The sequence below is a fragment of the Yersinia aldovae ATCC 35236 genome (assembly GCF_000173735.1).
In the GTDB taxonomy this organism is placed as follows: Bacteria; Pseudomonadota; Gammaproteobacteria; order Enterobacterales; family Enterobacteriaceae; genus Yersinia; species Yersinia aldovae.
In genome coordinates this window covers 1-19,761 of sequence record NZ_ACCB01000037.1, presented here as the reverse complement: position 1 = coordinate 19,761, position 19,761 = coordinate 1, and the positions used below count along the sequence as shown (strand labels likewise).

Here is a 19,761-nt window from a genome sequence, read left to right as displayed (position 1 = left end):
TGCGTTGTTAGCAGCTCTCGCTTACCCGAATCACTTACTTGAGTAAGCTCATCGGGGTGCACTTGTTTGCTGCCTGGCTGTAACGCCAATGACTTTGGGTAAATGCCCTGTTCGATTTACCCAAATCATACTACTTCACCTGAAAAATACTGTCTAAACGGCTGACTCCCAATCCGTTGACCTTTTTAACTTTTATCTGCACCGGAATTCGCTCTTTCATTGCCTCTACATGGCTAATAACCCCGATAGTTTTACCTGAAGCGTTCAGACTATCCAGAGCATCCAAGGCAATATCCAGCGTTTCTGCATCCAGAGTACCGAAGCCTTCATCAAGAAATAGTGAGTCAATACTGGTTTTATGGCTGACCAAATCAGATAACGCCAATGCCAGTGCCAGGCTGACCAAAAAACTTTCCCCACCGGAAAGTGTGCGGGTATCGCGTATTGCATCCGCCTGCCAGGTATCCACCACTTGTAACTCCAGTGCGTCACTGGTTTTTCTCTGTAACTGGTAGCGGCCATGTAAACGGCTGAGTTGGTTATTTGCCAGATAGACCAGATGGTCGAGCGTCAAACCTTGCGCGAATTTGCGGAATTTATCGCCTTCTTTAGAGCCGATTAATTGATTGAGATAACTCCAGTCATCATATTGCTGTTGGCTACGCTCAATTTGCTCAAATAGCGCGTGCTGGTTGTTGCGGCGAGCTGTATCCGTTTCTAGCTGGTTACGTAATTCGCCTTGCCGTAGTGTCGTCGTTTTTAATTGTGCCGAAAGTTGTTCCGACTGCTGTTGTAAGATACTCAGTTCAGTATGCTGATCAACCCCTGTCGGGCTGGCGTGTAAATGTTGATCCAGAGTTTCGATTGCCTGTTGCTGACGAATATCCGCCTGTTGCTTTCGTTCGCTCAATTGCTGCTGTAATTGCTGTAAACGTTGCCGTTCATCCTCATCCAACAATGCCGCAGTGAATGCAGCGTCATCGCTAAACTCACTGGCCTGAAGTGCTTGCTGTAATTCGGTTTGAGTTGCTGTAGCACGTTGTTGACTATGCAGACACTGTTGTTCCAATCCGGTAAGCTCACCCGATAGTTTGTTCAGCTCGGTTTGAACCTGTTGCAACGCTTGCGCCGCCGCTTGTTGGACATGCTCTGCCTGCTGCTGCTGCTCACGTAATTTCTGACGCGCATCGGCAACCATCACATCACCAAACAACGCCTGACGCTGCAGGTTTTTCTGTTGTAGCAGGGTTTCAGTTTGTTGATGCTGTTGAGTTATCAGGGATAACTGGTCAACACACTCTTTTAAATAGCGGTGTTCATCTTCAATCCGCGCTTCCAGCGTTTTTTGCTCCACAACAAGCTGTTGTTGCTCTTGTTGATGCTGCTGCCAACGCTGGCACTCCTCTTCCCTGTTTGTTAGCCAATTCTGTTGCTGGTCTGGGTCCGGTAGGGATAATGAGAGTTTTGCCAGTGTATTGGTGAACGTTTTCTGCTGATCGGCTAATTCTTGTTGTTGGTTTTGATACTGTAGTTGTAACCGTTGGTACGATTGCAGAGTATCTTGCTGACGTTGAGTGATAAGTGCCAGTTGTTGCAGATACTTTTGCTGTTGTTGCTCAACGTGGGTCACTGCATCTTTGGCCTGTTGATATTGCTGATTCAGCCGTTCATATTCAGCCAGTTTCAGTTGATACGCTTGCTCGGCTTGCTCTTGTTGCTCCAACCAGTCTGTTAAGGCTGCGTGATCATTGAGTGTAAATGAAAGTGCTATTGACTGCGCTAATGCCTGCCAGCGTTGTTGGTGCTCAACCCATTGTTGCTGGCTGTGCTGCAATTCTTGTTCTAAACGTTGCTGCTGCTGTTGCACACTTTCTACCTGTGTGCGTAACTCAGTCCCAGCGGTATAGAGCTGTTCGACCTCGCGACGCAATGCATCAACACGGACAGCTGTTTCAGAGGGTTTTATTGATTGGTATTCAGCTATTGCGGGGTGATCGGTGGCACCACATAGCGGGCAGGCGTCGCCCGGTTGCAGTTTGGCCCTTTCAGCCTCCAATCTGACTATCTGTTTTTCACGATCCAGTAAGCTCTCCAGATCTGTCAGATGCTGTTTTTGTTGTTTGTATAACTGACGTTTCTCTGCCAACTGTTGTTCTAGCTGCTTTAGTTGTTGCTGCTGGCTATCGAATTGTTGTTGTTGCTTATTGCGTAGAACCTCAACCTGTTGAGCTAAGGGAGATAGCGTTGCCAATTGTTGCCGTATCGGGCGGTGTTGCTGTAATTGGCTAAGTTGCTGGCGTAACTGTGCTGAGGGGGACTGTTGCTCAAGGGTTAATAATTGCTGCTGAATTTTGTGTGCTTGTAAACTGGATTGGGTCAGTGCACTTTGTTGCTGTTTGCCTTGTTCCTCTAAGGCATCGATTTGTTGCTGCAAGTCATTTTGTAACGCGACCTGCTGTTGTAGTTGTTTTTCATTTTCAAGCGATAGGTGTTGTTGGGCCTGTAATTGGCGAAATTGTTCACGCCACAGCGGTAGGTTTTTTTCCCAGTGTTGATGGTGAGTATGCTGGCGTGCATATTCTTCCAGTTGTTGCAGGCGCTGTTGTGCCTGTAACCGCTTTTGTTCATTTAACGCTAGTTGCTGTCGGCCTTGCTGCTCTTTACTTTGTAACTGCTGTAGCTGCTCTTTAAGCTGTACCAGGGTGTGATGCTGTTGAGCGATAACGTTATCTAGCGGGAGCACTTCTTGCTCGATAATTATTTCTTGTCGCTGGTGCTCAAAAGCTTGCTGTTGGCGGGCAGCGTTGGCTTTATCCAGTGCCTGCGCCAGCGGTGCGAGTTGGACCTGATATTGTAGTTGTTGCTGGAGAAGTGTGCTGATGCGCAGTTGTACCTGTTGCAACTCTTGCTGGCAGCGATCGCGTTCGCGTTGCAGTGGGCGTAATTTTTCTGCCGGCTCACTGCGAGCCAGGCGTTGCAGTTCAGGCAGTGCTTGTTGGTATTCTTGCGCGATTAATTGCCGCTGCTGCTGATATTGCAGCACATGTTGTTGCTGCTGCTGGTAACTCATCAACCAGTTTATTTGTTGTTGATTGACAAGCTGCTCTGCTGTGAGCTGTTTTTCTTGTTGTCTTAATGTGTCAATTTGCTGCTGGAGTGCCAGACGCTGTTCTTCATTTAACAGTTCAATGCCACTGGCTCGCTGATGCAGCACATCTACGTCGATTTTTGCTTGTTTGTGTTGTTCAAAAACATGCTCCGATAAACGGCCATAAATATCGGTACCAGTTAATTCTTCCAGTAATTCAGCCCGATCATTGGCATCGGCATTGAGGAATGCTGCAAATTGCCCCTGTGATAGCATCATGGACTTGGTAAAACGGCCAAAGTCCAGGCCAGTGAGTTCTGCAATCATATCCAGCTTGTCGCGCACTTTATCGGACAGAATTTTACCGCTCTCGCACAACGCCAGTTCGACTTTAGGTGCTTGCAAATTCCCCTCAGGGCTATTTTTAGCGCGCCGCTGGCTCCAGAAGGCACGATAACTGACGCCTTTCACCTCAAATTCAACTTCTGCCAGTGACTCTGCGGTGTGGCGTGTCATCAGTTCATTCTGGCTGGGGGTGACATTCAAACGTGGCGTTTGGTGATACAACGCCAGGCAGATGGCATCCAGCAGTGTGGTCTTACCCGCTCCTGTTGGCCCGGTGATGGCGAACAAACCGCTACTGAGAAACGGTTCGACGGTGAAATCAATCTTCCATTCACCTTGCAGGGAGTTAATGTTTTTTAGCCGCAGGCTTAAAATCTTCATGCGGATGGCTCCTCTGTGGCATCTTTGCCTAAGGTCACGTCATTCACCACCTGATTGAACATTTGCCGCATCCTCTGTTGGCGTGCTTCGACGAGATCCGCCTCCAATGCCAATCTGCGTTCAAAGACATCAGAGACACTCAGCTCGTTGAGTGTCTCTTTTTCATGTTGTTGAATGCTGGTATTACGCTGTTCTTTGCTACGGCGCAGTAACACCACTTCAACAGGTAAGTCTGCGGCTAATGCCTGAATTCGCCGTTGAATATCGGTGAGATAATCCTGTGTGGCGACTTCGATATCCAGCCATACCGGTAAGCCCTGATGATGAGAGAATACAGCCAGTTGCTGCTCTATCTGTATTAAGTCACCTTTGATTAGCTGCATGGGTTGGAATTGTGGTATGAAAAGTGGGGTTACTGACGCCAATATTTGTTGCGAAAATTCAACCAGATAAACACTTTTCTCTTTACTTAACTCATCAAAACTGAGAGCGATGGGTGAGCCGCTATAACGGATATGCTCAGATTTAGCCACTTGCTGGGCACGATGGATATGGCCTAAAGCAATATAATCTGCTGGCGGAAAGGCTTGCGCGGGGAAAGCATCCAATGTACCGATATAGATATCACGGACCGAGTCAGTAGTGGTGACGCCGACGGTGGTCAGATGGCCTGTGGCAATAATGGGCAGTGGCAGGTCAAGCTTGGTACGCAGTTCCACGGCCTGTTGGTAGAGCACCTGATAGTGGTTTGCGATGGCTTCTTGTAATGCCAGTTGCTTTTGCCCACCGGATTCACCCGCCTGACTGGTGACCAAATCACGAGGCCGCAAGAACGGAATGGCGCAGAGTATGGCTGCCGGTTGCTGTTGCCTGTTTTTTAGAATAATAATTTGTTGTTCCAACCGGTTGCTGGCACAGGAGATTACGGTGGTATTCAGGTATGAAAGCAAACCGCGCGATTCATTCAATGTTGCCACTGAATCATGATTACCGCCGAGCACGACTAACTGACAGCCAGTGGGCTGGAGGCTGACAATAAAGCGGTTATACAGCTCGCGGGCATAGCTGGGTGGAGAACCTGTGTCAAATATGTCGCCAGCAATGATCAGCGCATCTACCTGATTTTCTTCGATCTGCTCAATGAGCCAGTGCAGAAATGCCTGATGTTCGGCAGCACGACTTTTGGTATAAAAATGCTGCCCCAAATGCCAGTCAGAGGTATGAATAATACGCATAAATCTCCCGCGATGGCAGGTTATCGGTCAAAGTGAATGGCGCTGATTATAAACGCTGGTAACAGGATGTCGCGGCTAAAAAAATATGATGAGATAAATCTTCGAGACGTCTCGCAACGTTGGCTACTGAATTTTGCAAATTTCATGAAACTTATCACTATGCTTATTGGTTGCGGATGTGTGATATTTTTCATAAATCTGTCACAAAAGTGACGCATAATGGCTTCCGAACTCAAATAGTGACCACTAACATACTGGCAGGGTTGATGATGGCAAGACGCATACTGGTGGTGGAAGATGAAGCACCTATCCGTGAGATGGTGTGCTTTGTGTTGGAACAAAATGGTTACCAACCGTTAGAAGCCGAAGATTATGACAGTGCGGTAATGCGCCTGTCGGAACCTTTCCCTGATTTAGTGCTGTTGGACTGGATGCTGCCCGGCGGCTCGGGTATCCAGTTTATTAAACATATGAAACGTGAAGCATTAACACGGGATATACCCGTGATGATGCTGACCGCCCGTGGCGAAGAAGAAGATCGGGTGCGTGGGCTGGAAGTGGGCGCGGATGACTATATTACTAAACCTTTTTCGCCAAAAGAGTTGGTGGCACGTATTAAAGCTGTGATGCGTCGAATATCGCCAATGGCAGTCGAGGAAGTGATTGAAATGCAAGGGTTAAGTCTTGATCCTTCATCGCATCGTGTCATGTCTAATGAACACGCGCTCGATATGGGGCCGACCGAGTTCAAACTGCTGCACTTCTTTATGACTCATCCCGAGCGGGTATACAGCCGTGAACAGTTGCTTAATTATGTCTGGGGCACTAACGTTTATGTAGAAGACCGCACGGTTGACGTGCATATTCGTCGGTTACGTAAGGCGCTTGAAACTGATGGCCATGATAAAATGGTACAAACTGTCCGGGGAACCGGATACCGTTTCTCAACGCGCTACTGAGTTTTCAGTGCCGGAGAATTCGTTGTGTTAGAACGCTTATCATGGAAAATGCTGGCTATAGAGCTGGCTCTTTTTTGTTTGCCCGCACTCTTGTTAGGTGCTGTCATCGGCTATTTGCCGTGGCTATTATTAGTTTCGGTCGTCGCAGCACTGGTCTGGAATTTTTATAACCAACTCAAATTATCCCACTGGCTATGGTTAGACCGCAGTATGACCCCGCCTGCTGGCCGCTGGAGTTGGGAGCCGCTATTTTATGGTTTATACCAGATGCAACTGCGTAATCGCAGGCGTCGGCGTGAATTGGCATTGCTTATCAAGCGTTTTCGCAGTGGGGCGGAATCACTGCCGGATGCAGTGGTTATCACCACCATCGAGGGCAATATTTTCTGGTGTAACGGCCTGGCTCAACATCTGCTGGGGTTCCGATGGCCAGAGGATAACGGTCAGCATATCCTCAATTTATTGCGTTATCCGGAATTTAGCCAATATCTGCAACAGCAAGAGTTCGCCCGTCCGTTAACCCTGCAATTGAATAATGGTTATTTCGTGGAGTTCCGGGTGATGCCTTATACCGAAGGGCAATTGCTGATGGTGGCCCGCGATGTGACCCAGATGCGTCAGTTGGAGGGGGCAAGGCGCAATTTCTTTGCTAATGTCAGCCACGAATTGCGCACGCCATTAACAGTATTGCAAGGTTATCTGGAAATGATGCATGACCAAGCGTTGACAGGGCCGTTGCGCGATAAGGCTTTGGGCACAATGCAGGAGCAGACCAAGCGGATGGATGGGCTGGTGAAGCAGTTGCTGACGTTATCGCGTATTGAAGCCGCGCCGAATGTGGATATGAATGAGCGGGTAGATATCCCCTTGATGTTGAAAGTGTTGCAGCACGAAGTGCAGGCATTGAGCAATGGTCGTCACGAGATTACTTTCAGGGTCAATGAACAACTAAGAGTCTTTGGAAACGAGGATCAACTGCGCAGTGCAGTATCAAATCTGGTTTATAATGCGGTGAACCACACACCAGAGGGGACTAAAATTGAAGTCTGCTGGCAGCAAACCCCTCAAGGCGCGCAATTCCAGGTGAGCGATAATGGGCCGGGGATCAGCCCTGAACATCTCCCACGCTTGACTGAGCGCTTCTATCGGGTGGATAAGGCGCGCTCTCGCCAAACCGGTGGCAGCGGGCTGGGGCTGGCGATTGTGAAACATGCATTGAGTCATCATGACGCGCGGCTGGACGTGATAAGCGAAATCGGTTTGGGTACCCGTTTTATTTTTACCTTGCCGAATCGGTTGATTGTTCCAGTGGTTTTAGCTGAGAATGCAGTCAAATCTTAGAAGGCTCGGACATTAACCTGATGAAATGGGGAAAACTGGCGCAATTGTCTGCCATATTATGGTTTAGTTGTGCGGCGTTAGTGTACGCTGTGGCGGCAGTTCCCCCTGTGGCGACAGGCGATAACGTCATACCCGCCTCGGCTGCGAACACGTTGTCAGGCAACCTCTCCAGTGTCGGTTCTGATACTCTCGCCAACCTGATGTCCCTATGGGGCGATGATTTCAATCATCACTATCCTGGTGTTAATCTGCAAATACAGGCGGCGGGTTCCTCTACCGCGCCTGCGGCGCTGGCGTCGGGGGCAACTCAACTCGGGCCGATGAGCAGGCCGATGAAAGCTGGTGAGATTAACGCCTTTATTCAACGCTATGGCTACCCGCCGTTGGCAGTGCCGGTGGCGGTTGATGCGTTGGTGGTGTTTGTTCATCAGGATAATCCGCTGAATAAACTGACTTTATCGCAGCTTGATGCCATTTTCTCTCAGAATCGCCGCTGCGGAGAACCACGCCCGATTCGGCGTTTCGGCGAGTTAGGTCTAAGTGGCGATTGGGCTGAGCGATCGTTGCAACGTTATAGCCGTAATTCAGCCTCCGGAACTTATGGTTTTTTTAAGCACCGGGTACTGTGTGATGGCGATTTTATGACAGATATCAATGAATTGCCGGGTTCCTCATCGGTAGCGCAAGCCGTGGCAGGTTCATTAAATGGTATCGGTTATGCCAGCATGGGCTTTCGCCATAGTGGAGTGAAAGCCTTAGCTCTGGCCGCCGTTGGGCAGGATTTCGTGATGCCGACGGCTGAGAATGTCAGAGAGGGGCGTTATCCGTTGTCGCGCTATCTGTATATTTATATCAATAAGGCACCGGGGCAGCCATTGGAGCCATTGACTGCGGCATTCCTTGAGCGAGTGTTATCACCGCAGGGGCAAAGATTGGCTACCCATGATGGCTACCTGCCGCTTCCCCCTGAGATGCTGATTCAAACGAGAAATACCGTGGGTTTTACTGATTAGTTCAAGTGTGAATTGACGGAGTTTGTCAGAGCCGATTGGCTGCTAATTGTTAATGTTTGGCTATAAATGCTACAAATCATATGGCGTGTATTTATCTAAATCTGGCATTATTTGCTGCTTTTACAATAATATCTGGATGATCACTCTGCTTTTATGATCCTGACTTGCCTTTCTCCGCTATAAACGGTCTACTTAGCGCCGTTGTTGGCCTATTCCACCTGCAAATAACTTCAAAAACACTGCATACTGTCGAAATAGATTGCCTATTAACCGCCGGAGTTTGCGTTTATCAGAGCTTTGTATCGTTTCGAACACGTCGGAAAGACCACAACTCAGCACTTTTTCTTTTGGTCATTTTAACTAGGCAACACACATCACTATGAGTCATCGTTTATCATCTAAAGATATTATGGCATTAGGTTTTATGACCTTTGCCTTATTTGTTGGCGCGGGCAATATCATTTTCCCGCCAATGGTGGGGTTGCAATCAGGTGAACATGTCTGGTGGGCTGCAATTGGCTTTCTGATCACTGCCGTTGGGCTACCGGTCATTACTGTTATCGCGCTAGCCCGCGTTGGTGGCGGTATTGATGCATTGAGCACCCCCATTGGCCGCAGTGCCGGTTTGGTGTTGGCAACGGTCTGTTATCTGGCGGTTGGCCCACTGTTTGCGACTCCGCGTACGGCTACCGTGTCCTTCGAGGTGGGTATCGCCCCGCTGACAGGTGACGGCCCATTACCCCTGTTTATCTATAGCGTTGTCTATTTCGCGCTGGTAATAGGTATCTCGTTGTATCCTGGTCGCCTGCTGGATACGGTTGGCCATATTCTGGCTCCGCTGAAGATTTTAGCGTTGGCAATTTTGGGTATCGCGGCGTTGATTTGGCCTGCTGGCCCCTTGATTCCGGCCACCGATGCTTACCAGCAAGTGCCTTTCTCCTCTGGTTTCGTCAATGGTTATCTGACGATGGATACCTTGGGGGCATTGGTCTTCGGTATCGTTATTGTTAATGCTGCCCGTTCTCGTGGCGTTGTATCCTCACAATTGCTGACCCGCTATACCATCTGGGCCGGTTTGATTGCCGGTATTGGTCTGACACTGGTCTACCTGAGTCTGTTTAAATTAGGCTCAAGCAGTGGCAGCCTGGTGCCAGAGGCGCAAAATGGCGCGGTGGTATTACATGCGTACGTTCAGCATACCTTTGGTGGTTTGGGCAGCGTGTTCCTGGCAGCATTGATTTTCATCGCGTGTATGGTTACTGCGGTGGGCCTGACCTGTGCCTGTGCTGAGTTCTTTGCACAATATTTGCCGCTATCGTACCGCTCGTTGGTGTTTATCCTCGGTATCTTCTCAATGCTGGTATCGAATTTGGGGTTGAGTCATCTGATTCAGATTTCGATTCCGGTTCTGACGGCGATTTATCCGCCTTGTATCGTACTGGTTCTGATGAGTTTCACTCTGCGCTGGTGGCGTAACGCGTCACGTATCGTCGCTCCGGTGATGTTGATAAGCTTGATATTCGGCATCCTTGATGCGGTAAAAGCCTCTACACTTGCCCATTTCTTGCCTGCGTGGACTCAGCATCTGCCGCTGGCTGAGCAAGGTTTGGCATGGTTATCACCTTCCTTGCTGGTATTCGTCGTCGTAGGGTTGTACGATCGCATCTGCTGTCGTCAGGAAATTGCTGCCAAGCAATAACGACACAGTCAGGAAGTATTCTTAGCCACGGCTCACCCCCGTGGCTTTTTGCTGAAAAAAGACGGGGCAATGTTCATGGATTTACCAGTCAAAAATAAGCTTAAACGTGGCCTGACAACGCGCCATATCCGTTTTATGGCATTGGGTTCGGCAATAGGTACTGGCTTATTCTATGGTTCGGCTGATGCAATCAGAATGGCGGGGCCAAGTGTATTATTGGCGTACCTGATTGGTGGCGTGGTGGCATTTATCATCATGCGTGCCTTGGGTGAAATGTCGGTCAATAACCCGCAGGCCAGCTCTTTTTCACGATATGCACAAGACTATCTTGGGCCAATGGCGGGTTATATTACGGGTTGGACCTACTGCTTTGAGATATTGATTGTCGCTATTGCTGATGTGACCGCATTCGGTATCTATATGGGGGTCTGGTTCCCAGATGTTCCTCATTGGGTATGGGTACTGAGTGTTGTTCTTATTATTGGCGCAGTCAATATGATGAGCGTGAAAGTCTTCGGGGAACTGGAGTTCTGGTTTTCATTCTTTAAAGTCGCCACCATCATCATCATGATTCTGGCCGGGGTCGGAATTATTGTCTGGGGTATCGGTAACGGGGGGCAACCGACCGGCATTCATAATTTATGGACTAACGGCGGCTTCTTCAGTAATGGTTTTGTTGGCATGATGTTGTCATTACAACTGGTGATGTTCGCTTATGGCGGGATTGAAATCATCGGTATTACGGCCGGTGAAGCTGAAAATCCGAAAGAATCCATTCCGAAAGCGATTAACTCTGTACCGTGGCGTATTCTGGTATTTTATGTCGGTACACTGTTCGTCATTATGTCTATCTACCCGTGGAATCAGGTGGGGACTAACGGTAGCCCGTTCGTCTTAACGTTCCAACATATGGGGATAACCGTTGCGGCCGGTATTCTGAATTTTGTGGTGATTACCGCTTCGCTATCTGCCATTAACAGTGATGTGTTTGGCGTTGGCCGCATGTTGAATGGGATGGTAGAACAGGGCCATGCGCCGAAAGTGTTTGGTGCGATTTCCAAACGTGGTGTGCCGTGGGTCACGGTGTTGGTGATGATGTTTGCCATGCTGATTGCGGTTTATCTGAACTACATCATGCCAGAAAATGTCTTCCTGGTGATTGCATCACTGGCCACATTTGCCACGGTGTGGGTCTGGATTATGATCCTGTGCTCTCAGATTGGTTTCCGCCGTTCGTTGAGCGAAGATCAAATTAAAGCGCTGGACTTCCCGCTGCGAGGTGGGACATTAACCTCAGTGCTGGCAATCATTTTCCTGGTATTCATCATTGGCCTGATTGGTTGGTTCCCAACGACGCGGGTTTCGCTGTATGTCGGGTTAGTGTGGATTGTGCTGCTATTGGTGGGATACTACTTCAAGGTCAGCCATCAGAAGAAACATGCAGTAGCAGTGAAAGAAGCAGAGTAAAATATTAATAATAACGCCGCTGATAGCTCAGTGAGTGAGGGGTTACCGTGTTGAAGGGCACTCCCGTGGCTCATGTAGTACGATTCCTCTTCAGTTGATTCTGTCAGCGGTTTGAGCCGGGAAATATCCCGGCTTTTTTGTCTCTTTCATTTAGTCATTCAATAATCCTCTCCGCCCCCGTTCTCATCCCTGATATTTATGCTAATAGATGAGGGGGGTTTCTGCACAACATGGCATTGTTGATACCGGTTTATTTATACAGGTGAATGTGTCGCGGCGTTAATGTCTGCACCAGATAGCCTTAATAGTAATCGTTTGGGTTAAAGCAGGAGAGTTTTATGCTGAGTGGTTGGCATCTTCCCGTCCCGCCGTTTGTCCGTCAGCGCGGTGACACATTCCATATTACTTTATGGCTGCATGGCGAAGCGTTGCAGAGCGATACATTACCCACACAGGTGTTTTTACGCTGTGAGCCAGATAATGAAGAGTGGTTGCTCACCATGAAAGGCGAGCTACATCATGGCTTTTGGCGTTATCGCGCAACGTTGCCGTTACACGAAGGCCAGCCTATTCGGCGCTACTGTTTCAAACTGTTATGGGGTGATAATCAGCAGTGGTTTGGCCCGTTAGGATTTTCGGTAGTTCCACCCGCACAGTTGGCACAGTTTGCGTTAGCGTTCCCAGACAGTGGGCCTGACTGGGTTGCCGATCAGATTTTTTATCAAATTTTCCCCGATCGTTTTGCCTCGAGTCTGGGTGAACATGGTGTGCAAGATGGCAGCTATTTTCATCATGCTGCGGGTCATGCGGTTGCTCGCCGTGAGTGGCAATACCCACTGGATGATGTGAATGCGGCTTCAACATTCTATGGTGGTGACCTGACCGGCATCAGCCAAAAAATCCCTTATTTGCAACAGCTTGGTGTTACGGCGCTGTATCTTAATCCCATTTTTACCGCCCCCAGTGTGCATAAATATGACACACAAGATTATTATCAGGTTGATCCCTACCTTGGCGGTGAGCGTGCTTTTCTGCAATTACGCGCGGCGACTCAGGATGCAGGAATAAAGCTGATACTTGATGGTGTATTTAATCATACCGGTGACTCGCATCATTGGTTTGACCGCCATCAGCAAGGTGAAAATGGGGCTTGTCATCATGAGGACTCGCCGTATCGCGGCTGGTTTAATTTCTTCCCGGATGGGCGGGCGCTGAATTGGAAAGGGAATGCGAGTTTACCCAAACTCAATTTTGCCCATCAAGATGTGGTGAATCAAATTTATCGCAGTGATGATAGCGTCGTAAGGTATTGGTTGCGGCCCCCTTACAGTATTGATGGTTGGCGACTGGACGTGGTGCATATGCTGGGTGAAGAGGGCGGTGCGAAAGGTAATTTACGCCATTTGGCGGGTATCTATCAGGCCGCCAAACAAGAGAACCCACAAGCCTATATTCTGGGTGAGCACTTTGGTGATGCGCGTCATTGGTTACATGCCGGGGTAGAAGATTCGGCAATGAATTATATGGGATTTGCGCTGCCCGTTCGTGGCTTTCTAGCCGGTCTTGACGTGGCTTATCATCCGATAAAGCTGACGGCTGAGGATTGTGCTTACTGGATGGATGAATACCGCGCTGGGCTGCCTCATCATCAGCAGCTTAGACTATTTAATCAGTTGGACAGCCATGATACCGCTCGATTTATAACGCTGCTGAATAATGATAAAGCGCGAATGCAAATGGCGCTGATATGGTTGTTTAGCTGGATTGGCGTGCCTTGTTTATTCTATGGCGATGAAATCGGCCTGGAGGGTGGCAATGATCCCTTTTGTCGCAAGCCGTTCCCGTGGGATGAGTCACAGTGGGATAACAACCTGCTAAAACTGTGTCAGCGTATGGCGGCTTTGCGCCATAAGAGCCTGGCGCTCAGGCGTGGCGGTTGTCAGGTGATCCATGCTGATGGCGACTCTCTGGTGTTTATCCGCAGTTATCAGCGTGAGCGGGTACTGGTGGCACTGCAACGTAACAGTGATGCTGATATCCAACTGCCCTCATCCCCTTTACTCAATGTTACCCAGTGGCGCTGCCTGGAGGGCAAATCTGCGTTGAATGTCACTGAAGTGGGAGCCAATCTACAATTGTTGGGTGAAAGTGTGACGCTATGGCGTGGCGTTGGTGAGCGCTAACTAAATAGTTACCCGATAGAGATTAAAAGCAGCCAGGTGCTGCTTTTTCTTTTGTTGAGATACTGTATATATATGATAGACCACTGGTTAACCGGCAAACTCAGCGAAGGAAAGAACACATGAATACCATTAAAAGAAAGGCATTGATTATCGGCGCTTCACGGGGCTTGGGCCTCGGGCTGGTTGATGAGCTTAGTCGCCGTGGCTGGGCGGTCACTGCGACAACCCGCGGTGCGGCGAAAGAGAGCGGAGCACATGCTGCTCATTGGTTAACATTAGATATTAATCAATCAGAAAGTATCGAGCAGTTCTTGCCGCAAATTAAAGATGAAAAATTTGACCTGATATTTGTTAATGCGGGTATTTCCGGCCCTGAGCATCAATCTGCTGTTGATGCCACGCCGCAAGAGATCCTCGAATTGTTCCAAACGAATGCGATTTCGCCAATTCGTATCGCCCAGCGCTTGTTGGGGCAACGAAATCCGGCTCACAGCGTGCTGGCTTTTATGTCTTCTCAATTGGGCAGCTTGGGCCATAATACTTCCGGCCATAAACCGTTATATTCAGCCAGTAAAGCCGCACTGAACATGATGACGCGCAATCTGGTCGCTGAAGTGGCTGACCCGACATTGACTATATTATCCATCCATCCAGGTTGGGTGAAAACGGATATGGGCGGCGATGCTGCACCGCTGACAATCGCGACCAGTGTGAAAGGGGTGGTAGATCAAATCGAACATGTATCAGGCAAGGGTGGGCACGCTTTCATTGATTATCAAGGCCATTCATTGCCGTGGTGATATGACTTATCCTGATAAATACCCCCTATCGATACCTTGATGGGGGGGTTATCATTTTACATTATTAATAACCGACGGCAGCCCCTGCCGGGCGGCGAACATCATTAGCACCGTACAAGTAGCCCTCTCGTACTTTCCCTGAGACAGCAGAATCATTACCCGAATTAGCTGGGCTAACACCTTCGATACCTGCCAGACCGACCAGAATCAATTCAGCCGCGCCCCACGGATTCTGTTCAACCATTTTGTATCCCATTTTTGTCAAAAGGTTAAGGCTATCAGCCGAAACACCGCGCTGTTCGTAATAAACCTCATCCGGTAACCATTGATGATGAATTCGTGGTGCATCTATCGCTTCTTGCGGAGCCATGCCGTGGTCAATCACATTCAGAGCCGTTTGCAGGGTAATAGTGATAATGCGTGAACCACCCGGAGAGCCTAAAACCATAAATGTCTTACCGTCTTTGGTCACCAATGTCGGGCTCATGGACGATAGTGGGCGCTTACCGGGGGCAATGGAGTTGGTTGCACCTTGCACTAAACCATACATATTCTGTTCGCCCACTTTGACGGTGAAATCGTCCATTTCATCATTCAGGAAGAAACCGGTGCCGGGCGCGATGACCACCGCTCCGAAGCGGCCATTGACGGTATAGGTCGTTGAGACGGCATTGCCTTCATGGTCGACAATCGAGTAGTGGGTTGTTTCTGGTTTTTCATGGGGTTGCATACCCGGTTGTACTTCTACCGAGGGGGTGGCCTGGTTCGCGACAATTTGTTTACGGATATCGGCGGCGTAGCTTTTACTCAAAAGGCGGTCAATCGGATTCTTAACAAATTCAGGATCGCCGAGGAAGGTGTTGCGATCCATATAGGCATGGCGCATGGCTTCGGTCAGGGTATGGATATAAGCCGCAGAGTTGAAACCCATGCTTTTCAGGTCATATCCTTCCAAAACATTTAGCGTTTCACATAATGTCACCCCGCCTGAACTGGGCGGTGGTGATGAAACGAATTTATAGCCACGATAACTACAGGTGATCGGTGCAGTTTCAGTTATTTTATAATTGGCAAAATCAGCAGCGGTCAAAATACCTCCGCCTTTTTTAGCTGCTGCTTCAACGGCTTGCGGTATTTTCCCCTGATAGAAAGCATCTGGCCCTTTTTCAGATATTGCAGTCAAGGTATCAGCCAAATCTGTTTGAACCAGGCGATCCCCCGGTTGCAGAGCTTCGCCGTTTTTACGCAGGAAAATACGAGCAGATTCAGGATCTTGACGGAAGCGTTTAACTGTTGTGTCAAGAATATCCGTGTCAGCACGAGTTAACACAAAGCCTTCCCGTGCCAGTTTGATTGCCGGAGCCATCACTTGTTGGCGAGTTAATTTGCCGTATTTCTTTTGTGCGCTGTCCATACCCAGCACTGTTCCGGGGACGCCGGCGGCCAGATAGCCATACAAACTGGCATCTTTGGTGACTTTGCCCTCTTTATCCAGATACATATCAGCACTGGCTGCGGCTGGCGCAGTTTCACGGAAGTTTATAAATGTGTCAGTTCCATCGGCAAGATGAATGGTCATAAAGCCGCCGCCGCCGATATTGCCACAACATGGGTTCACCACGGCTTGCGCGTATCCCACCGCGACGGCAGCATCCACTGCATTTCCGCCCATTTTTAAGATGTCAGTCCCCACTTGTGAAGCGAGGTACTGTGAGGTGACTACCATGCCATTTTTTGCTTCTACTGCGGGTGTAGAGGCGGCATGAAGTGTGCCGCTGACCAGTAAGGTCAATACAGTGATAGGTTTGTTCCATTTTTTCAAAAACATTCTGACTCCTGTTATTTCCTGCTCGCCAGGGATTACCTGATCATTTTTGTTTGGCAGCTTAAAATTGCTGCTTATGAAATATGCAGAATACACATCAGTAATAATTAATAGCAGAATTAATGTTTATGTTTGCTAATTAATTGGCAGCGCAAGGAAAATAAGTCAGTTGTTGCCAGACAGGGAGGTATGTTTTGTTTGAGTGGAGTGAAGATAAATAGAAATAACTTATTGAAAATAAGTAAATATTGCTAAATTGCATAAGCTTGGAATCGAAAAGATTATTATATAGACTCGCGGCGGGTGCTTGAGGCTGTCTGCTTTAAGTACTTATGTTCGGCTGAAAGCAGGCAGAGAAAAGCCCCGTATTAAAATTAATCAATACGAGGCTCTCTGTAACGCCAGACAACGTTACGGTAGCCTTATACCCGCAGAAAGGCAAGGCAAGGAGGCTGAATATGCCACAAAAAACGTTTGTTCTATGCCTATTAATTGTTTGTATAACAGTACTGGCATTTACATTGATTACGCATAAGTCACTGTGTGAATTACGCTTAAAAGATGGAAACAAAGAGGTTGCGGCCATTTTAGCTTACGAATCTGAACGGTAAGGCAATCGGGCGGGGAGCAATCCCCGTCTTTCGTTGTCAGGTAGCAGTTTTCAAGCACCCATTTGCAAATTTTACAAAATAAAAAAAAAGCCAGTCAGCGTGAACTGAATGGCTTGATACCCCCGAATAAATCAGGGGCGGCATAAACTGTTATTACAGTTTAGAGGCGTTTTCAGACAGGTATTTAGCGACGCCATCTGGAGATGCGCCCATACCTGCTTTGCCTTTTTCCCACTGAGCAGGGCAAACGTCGCCGTGTTCTTCGTGGAATTGCAGTGCGTCAACCATACGTAGCATTTCGTCAATGTTACGGCCCAGTGGCAGGTCGTTAACCACTTGGTGACGAACAACACCGTTTTTGTCGATCAAGAAAGAGCCGCGCAGTGCAACACCCGCATCTGGGTGCTCAATGCCGTAGGCTTTCTGAATTTCACGTTTGATATCAGCAACCATTGGGTATCTAACTTCACCAATACCGCCATTATCAACCGGGGTTTTACGCCATGCGTTATGTACAAACTCGGAGTCGAAAGAAACACCAACAACTTCAACGCCACGTTTCTGGAATTCTTCGTAACGGTGGTCGAAAGCGATCAACTCTGAAGGACAAACAAAAGTGAAGTCCATTGGCCAGAAGAACAGGACGGCTGGGCGACCGTTCAGGTGTTTTTTCAGGTTGAAGTTTTCAACGATTTCACCGCTACCAAGAACAGCAGCTGCTGTAAAATCAGGGGCTTGACGAGTTACCAGAACCATAAATTACTCCTGTTAATAGGGATGGATTAACCAGTTGTCTTAAAGTATCGGCACAGCATAGGTATTTAAGCGCTATGAATAAAGGGATAAATACCAATCGCTGTGATAGCTTTTGCCTATCGTTATAACGATTTTAGATTCGTAGTCTTGTTAAGATACCCATTCTGACGAAAAGCGCAAGTGACTTAGTCTTGATAACCATGCTAATTGAGTGGTTTTGCCTAAATTTGTTTGCGTTGCGCTTCCTGCATCATCTCAGGATAAAACGTCAAAAAAAGATTTTCTAACGGCTGATAGTGTTGTTCTATGTCGCTAAAAGAGCCAGCAAGTGCCACCAGTTTTGGCCGGCGGCTTGCCATACCTTGTAACACATCCGCTATAAAGGGGAGTTCAGCGTAGCGTTCCAACCAACGCTCTGACCATAGATAGGCATTCAGGTTCTGAAAGCGCGGCGGTGTTTGTGGTAAATGGGGTAAAATCTGGCTTTGCGCATGTAGGATAAAATCGGGCAAGGTGCAGTCTGGCATTAATTGATCCCAATGACGGGCTAGGAAGTGATCCCATAAAACATCCAGTGTTATAGGTGCAACCCGGCGATAATCGGCACTGAAATAAGAACGGGCTTCTTTGACCAACGGCTGCGTATCGGTCATGACATCAACACGGCGATGCATCATGATGCCTGCGACTATTTCAGGGGAGTATTCCCCTTGTGGATTACCGCGCACAAAATCAGCCAGCAAATTGCCCAATAAAGAGCTGTCAGCCAGTGTTGCCAGATGGAGGTGAGCAAGAAAATTCATGCGTTGAGTATAATGCAAATAGCCGCTAACTCTCCTTATTTCTTGCAGCCAGCCCTTGAGGGCTCTAGACTAGCCGCCTGTTTTTGTGAACCTGCCCATCATCTGTGCTGGTCGGGTCTGTTTTGATATGAAGTGGAAAGCCATGCGTGTTGCCGATTTTTCTTTTGAGCTGCCGGAATCTCTGATTGCCCATTACCCTCAGCCCCAGCGTAGCGGCTGCCGTTTATTGTCTCTGGATGGCCCAACGGGCACACTAACGCACGGCATTTTTACTGATTTGCTGGATAAACTACTACCTGGTGATCTGCTGGTATTCAATAACACGCGGGTTATTCCGGCGCGTTTATTTGGCCGTAAAGCCAGTGGCGGCAAGCTTGAAGTGTTAGTTGAACGCGTTTTGGATGATCACCGTGTACTGGCTCATGTCAAAGCCTCTAAAGCGCCGAAACCCGGTGCAGAGCTGCTGTTGGGCGATGATGAGAGCATCCAAGCCACCATGCTGGCACGCCATGACACGCTATTCGAGCTACGTTTTGACGATGAGCGGGACGTTTTCACTATCCTTAATGCTGTCGGTCATATGCCTTTGCCTCCTTATATTGATCGCCCTGATGAAGATGCTGACCGTGAATTGTATCAAACGGTGTATAGCCAACGTCCGGGCGCAGTAGCTGCACCAACCGCTGGGCTGCATTTTGATGAGCCAATGCTGGCCGCACTGCGCGAAAAAGGCATTGAGATGGCTTTTGTCACTTTGCACGTTGGCGCGGGAACATTTCAGCCCGTGCGAGTGGATACCATTGAAGAGCACATTATGCATTCCGAATATGCAGAAGTGCCGCAAGATGTCGTCGACGCGGTTTTGGCGTGTAAAGCGCGTGGCAACCGAGTCGTCGCGGTGGGCACCACCTCAGTGCGTTCACTGGAAAGCGCTGCCAAGGCCACCGATAACGGCCTGATTGCCCCCTTCTTTGGCGATACCAAAATCTTTATTTATCCCGGTTATCACTATCAGGTGGTGGATGCATTAATAACCAACTTCCATTTACCTGAATCAACATTGATAATGCTGGTTTCTGCTTTTGCTGGTTATAAAAATACCATGAATGCATACCAACAAGCGGTGGCAGAACAATACCGCTTTTTCAGTTACGGCGATGCGATGTTCATCAGCCGTAACCCACGGGCACCGCAAGAGACGGTTAACCCGTAAATTTCAAGTCACATTTACTGTGTGATCAGGCAATAACACCTG

The 19,761-nt window shown here is 48.5% G+C and carries 14 protein-coding genes; 9 read left to right on the top strand and 5 right to left on the bottom strand.

What is annotated here, in order from left to right; genetic code table 11:
• Positions 1–130: 130 nt before the first annotated feature.
• Complete coding sequence (locus YALDO0001_RS15350) at positions 131–3,814, bottom strand: AAA family ATPase (protein WP_042840227.1); 3,684 nt, start codon at positions 3,812–3,814, stop codon at positions 131–133.
• Positions 3,811–5,049 carry an exonuclease subunit SbcD gene (sbcD, locus tag YALDO0001_RS15345; RefSeq protein WP_004704440.1) on the bottom strand — a complete coding sequence of 413 codons (1,239 nt, stop codon included), beginning with the start codon at positions 5,047–5,049 and terminating at the stop codon, positions 3,811–3,813. Before sbcD ends, YALDO0001_RS15350 begins: the two co-directional genes overlap by 4 nt.
• A gap of 269 nt (positions 5,050–5,318) precedes the next feature.
• Here sbcD and phoB point away from each other — a divergent pair, with 269 nt between their 5' ends.
• The 7 genes from phoB to YALDO0001_RS15310 all read left to right on the top strand — a co-directional run bounded on the left by phoB (position 5,319) and on the right by YALDO0001_RS15310 (position 14,511).
• Positions 5,319–6,008: a phosphate response regulator transcription factor PhoB gene (phoB, locus tag YALDO0001_RS15340; RefSeq protein WP_042546660.1), complete on the top strand. Its 690-nt coding sequence runs from the start codon at positions 5,319–5,321 to the stop codon at positions 6,006–6,008.
• A 24-nt stretch (positions 6,009–6,032) separates the two neighbouring features.
• Entirely contained in the window at positions 6,033–7,349 is a 1,317-nt protein-coding gene (phoR, locus tag YALDO0001_RS15335) for a phosphate regulon sensor histidine kinase PhoR (protein WP_004704438.1), read from the top strand.
• 20 nt (positions 7,350–7,369) lie between these two features.
• Positions 7,370–8,362: a PstS family phosphate ABC transporter substrate-binding protein gene (locus YALDO0001_RS15330; RefSeq protein WP_004704437.1), complete on the top strand. Its 993-nt coding sequence runs from the start codon at positions 7,370–7,372 to the stop codon at positions 8,360–8,362.
• A 379-nt stretch (positions 8,363–8,741) separates the two neighbouring features.
• The gene (gene brnQ, locus YALDO0001_RS15325) at positions 8,742–10,061 is read left to right on the top strand and encodes a branched-chain amino acid transport system II carrier protein (RefSeq protein ID WP_004704436.1); all 1,320 of its coding nucleotides are present in this window, start codon (positions 8,742–8,744) and stop codon (positions 10,059–10,061) included.
• Between the two features lie 75 nt (positions 10,062–10,136).
• On the top strand, positions 10,137–11,528 hold the full coding sequence (gene proY / locus YALDO0001_RS15320) for a proline-specific permease ProY (RefSeq protein WP_042840226.1): 1,392 nt from the start codon (positions 10,137–10,139) through the stop codon (positions 11,526–11,528).
• Positions 11,529–11,866: 338 nt separating this feature from the next.
• Positions 11,867–13,711 (top strand): maltodextrin glucosidase, encoded by a 1,845-nt coding sequence (malZ, locus tag YALDO0001_RS15315; RefSeq protein WP_004704434.1) that lies wholly within the window; start codon positions 11,867–11,869, stop codon positions 13,709–13,711.
• Between the two features lie 119 nt (positions 13,712–13,830).
• A complete protein-coding gene (locus YALDO0001_RS15310; RefSeq protein WP_004704433.1) occupies positions 13,831–14,511 on the top strand; it encodes an SDR family oxidoreductase in 681 nt (226 codons plus the stop codon).
• 64 nt (positions 14,512–14,575) lie between these two features.
• Here YALDO0001_RS15310 and ggt read toward each other — a convergent pair whose 3' ends face one another.
• Positions 14,576–16,339, bottom strand: coding sequence for a gamma-glutamyltransferase (ggt, locus tag YALDO0001_RS15305; protein ID WP_042840224.1), 1,764 nt, complete (start codon positions 16,337–16,339; stop codon positions 14,576–14,578).
• 455 nt (positions 16,340–16,794) lie between these two features.
• On the opposite strand from ggt, the gene YALDO0001_RS15300 reads away from it, so the two are divergent.
• On the top strand, positions 16,795–16,947 hold the full coding sequence (locus YALDO0001_RS15300; RefSeq protein ID WP_004704431.1) for a type I toxin-antitoxin system Hok family toxin: 153 nt from the start codon (positions 16,795–16,797) through the stop codon (positions 16,945–16,947).
• A gap of 153 nt (positions 16,948–17,100) precedes the next feature.
• Here the strand turns inward: YALDO0001_RS15300 and YALDO0001_RS15295 are convergent, their stop codons facing one another.
• Positions 17,101–17,703: a peroxiredoxin C gene (locus tag YALDO0001_RS15295; RefSeq protein ID WP_004704430.1), complete on the bottom strand. Its 603-nt coding sequence runs from the start codon at positions 17,701–17,703 to the stop codon at positions 17,101–17,103.
• A 221-nt stretch (positions 17,704–17,924) separates the two neighbouring features.
• Positions 17,925–18,506 (bottom strand): acyl carrier protein phosphodiesterase, encoded by a 582-nt coding sequence (locus tag YALDO0001_RS15290; protein ID WP_004704429.1) that lies wholly within the window; start codon positions 18,504–18,506, stop codon positions 17,925–17,927.
• Positions 18,507–18,648: 142 nt separating this feature from the next.
• On the opposite strand from YALDO0001_RS15290, the gene queA reads away from it, so the two are divergent.
• Positions 18,649–19,719, top strand: coding sequence for a tRNA preQ1(34) S-adenosylmethionine ribosyltransferase-isomerase QueA (gene queA / locus YALDO0001_RS15285; RefSeq protein WP_042546651.1), 1,071 nt, complete (start codon positions 18,649–18,651; stop codon positions 19,717–19,719).
• Positions 19,720–19,761 lie beyond the last annotated feature (42 nt).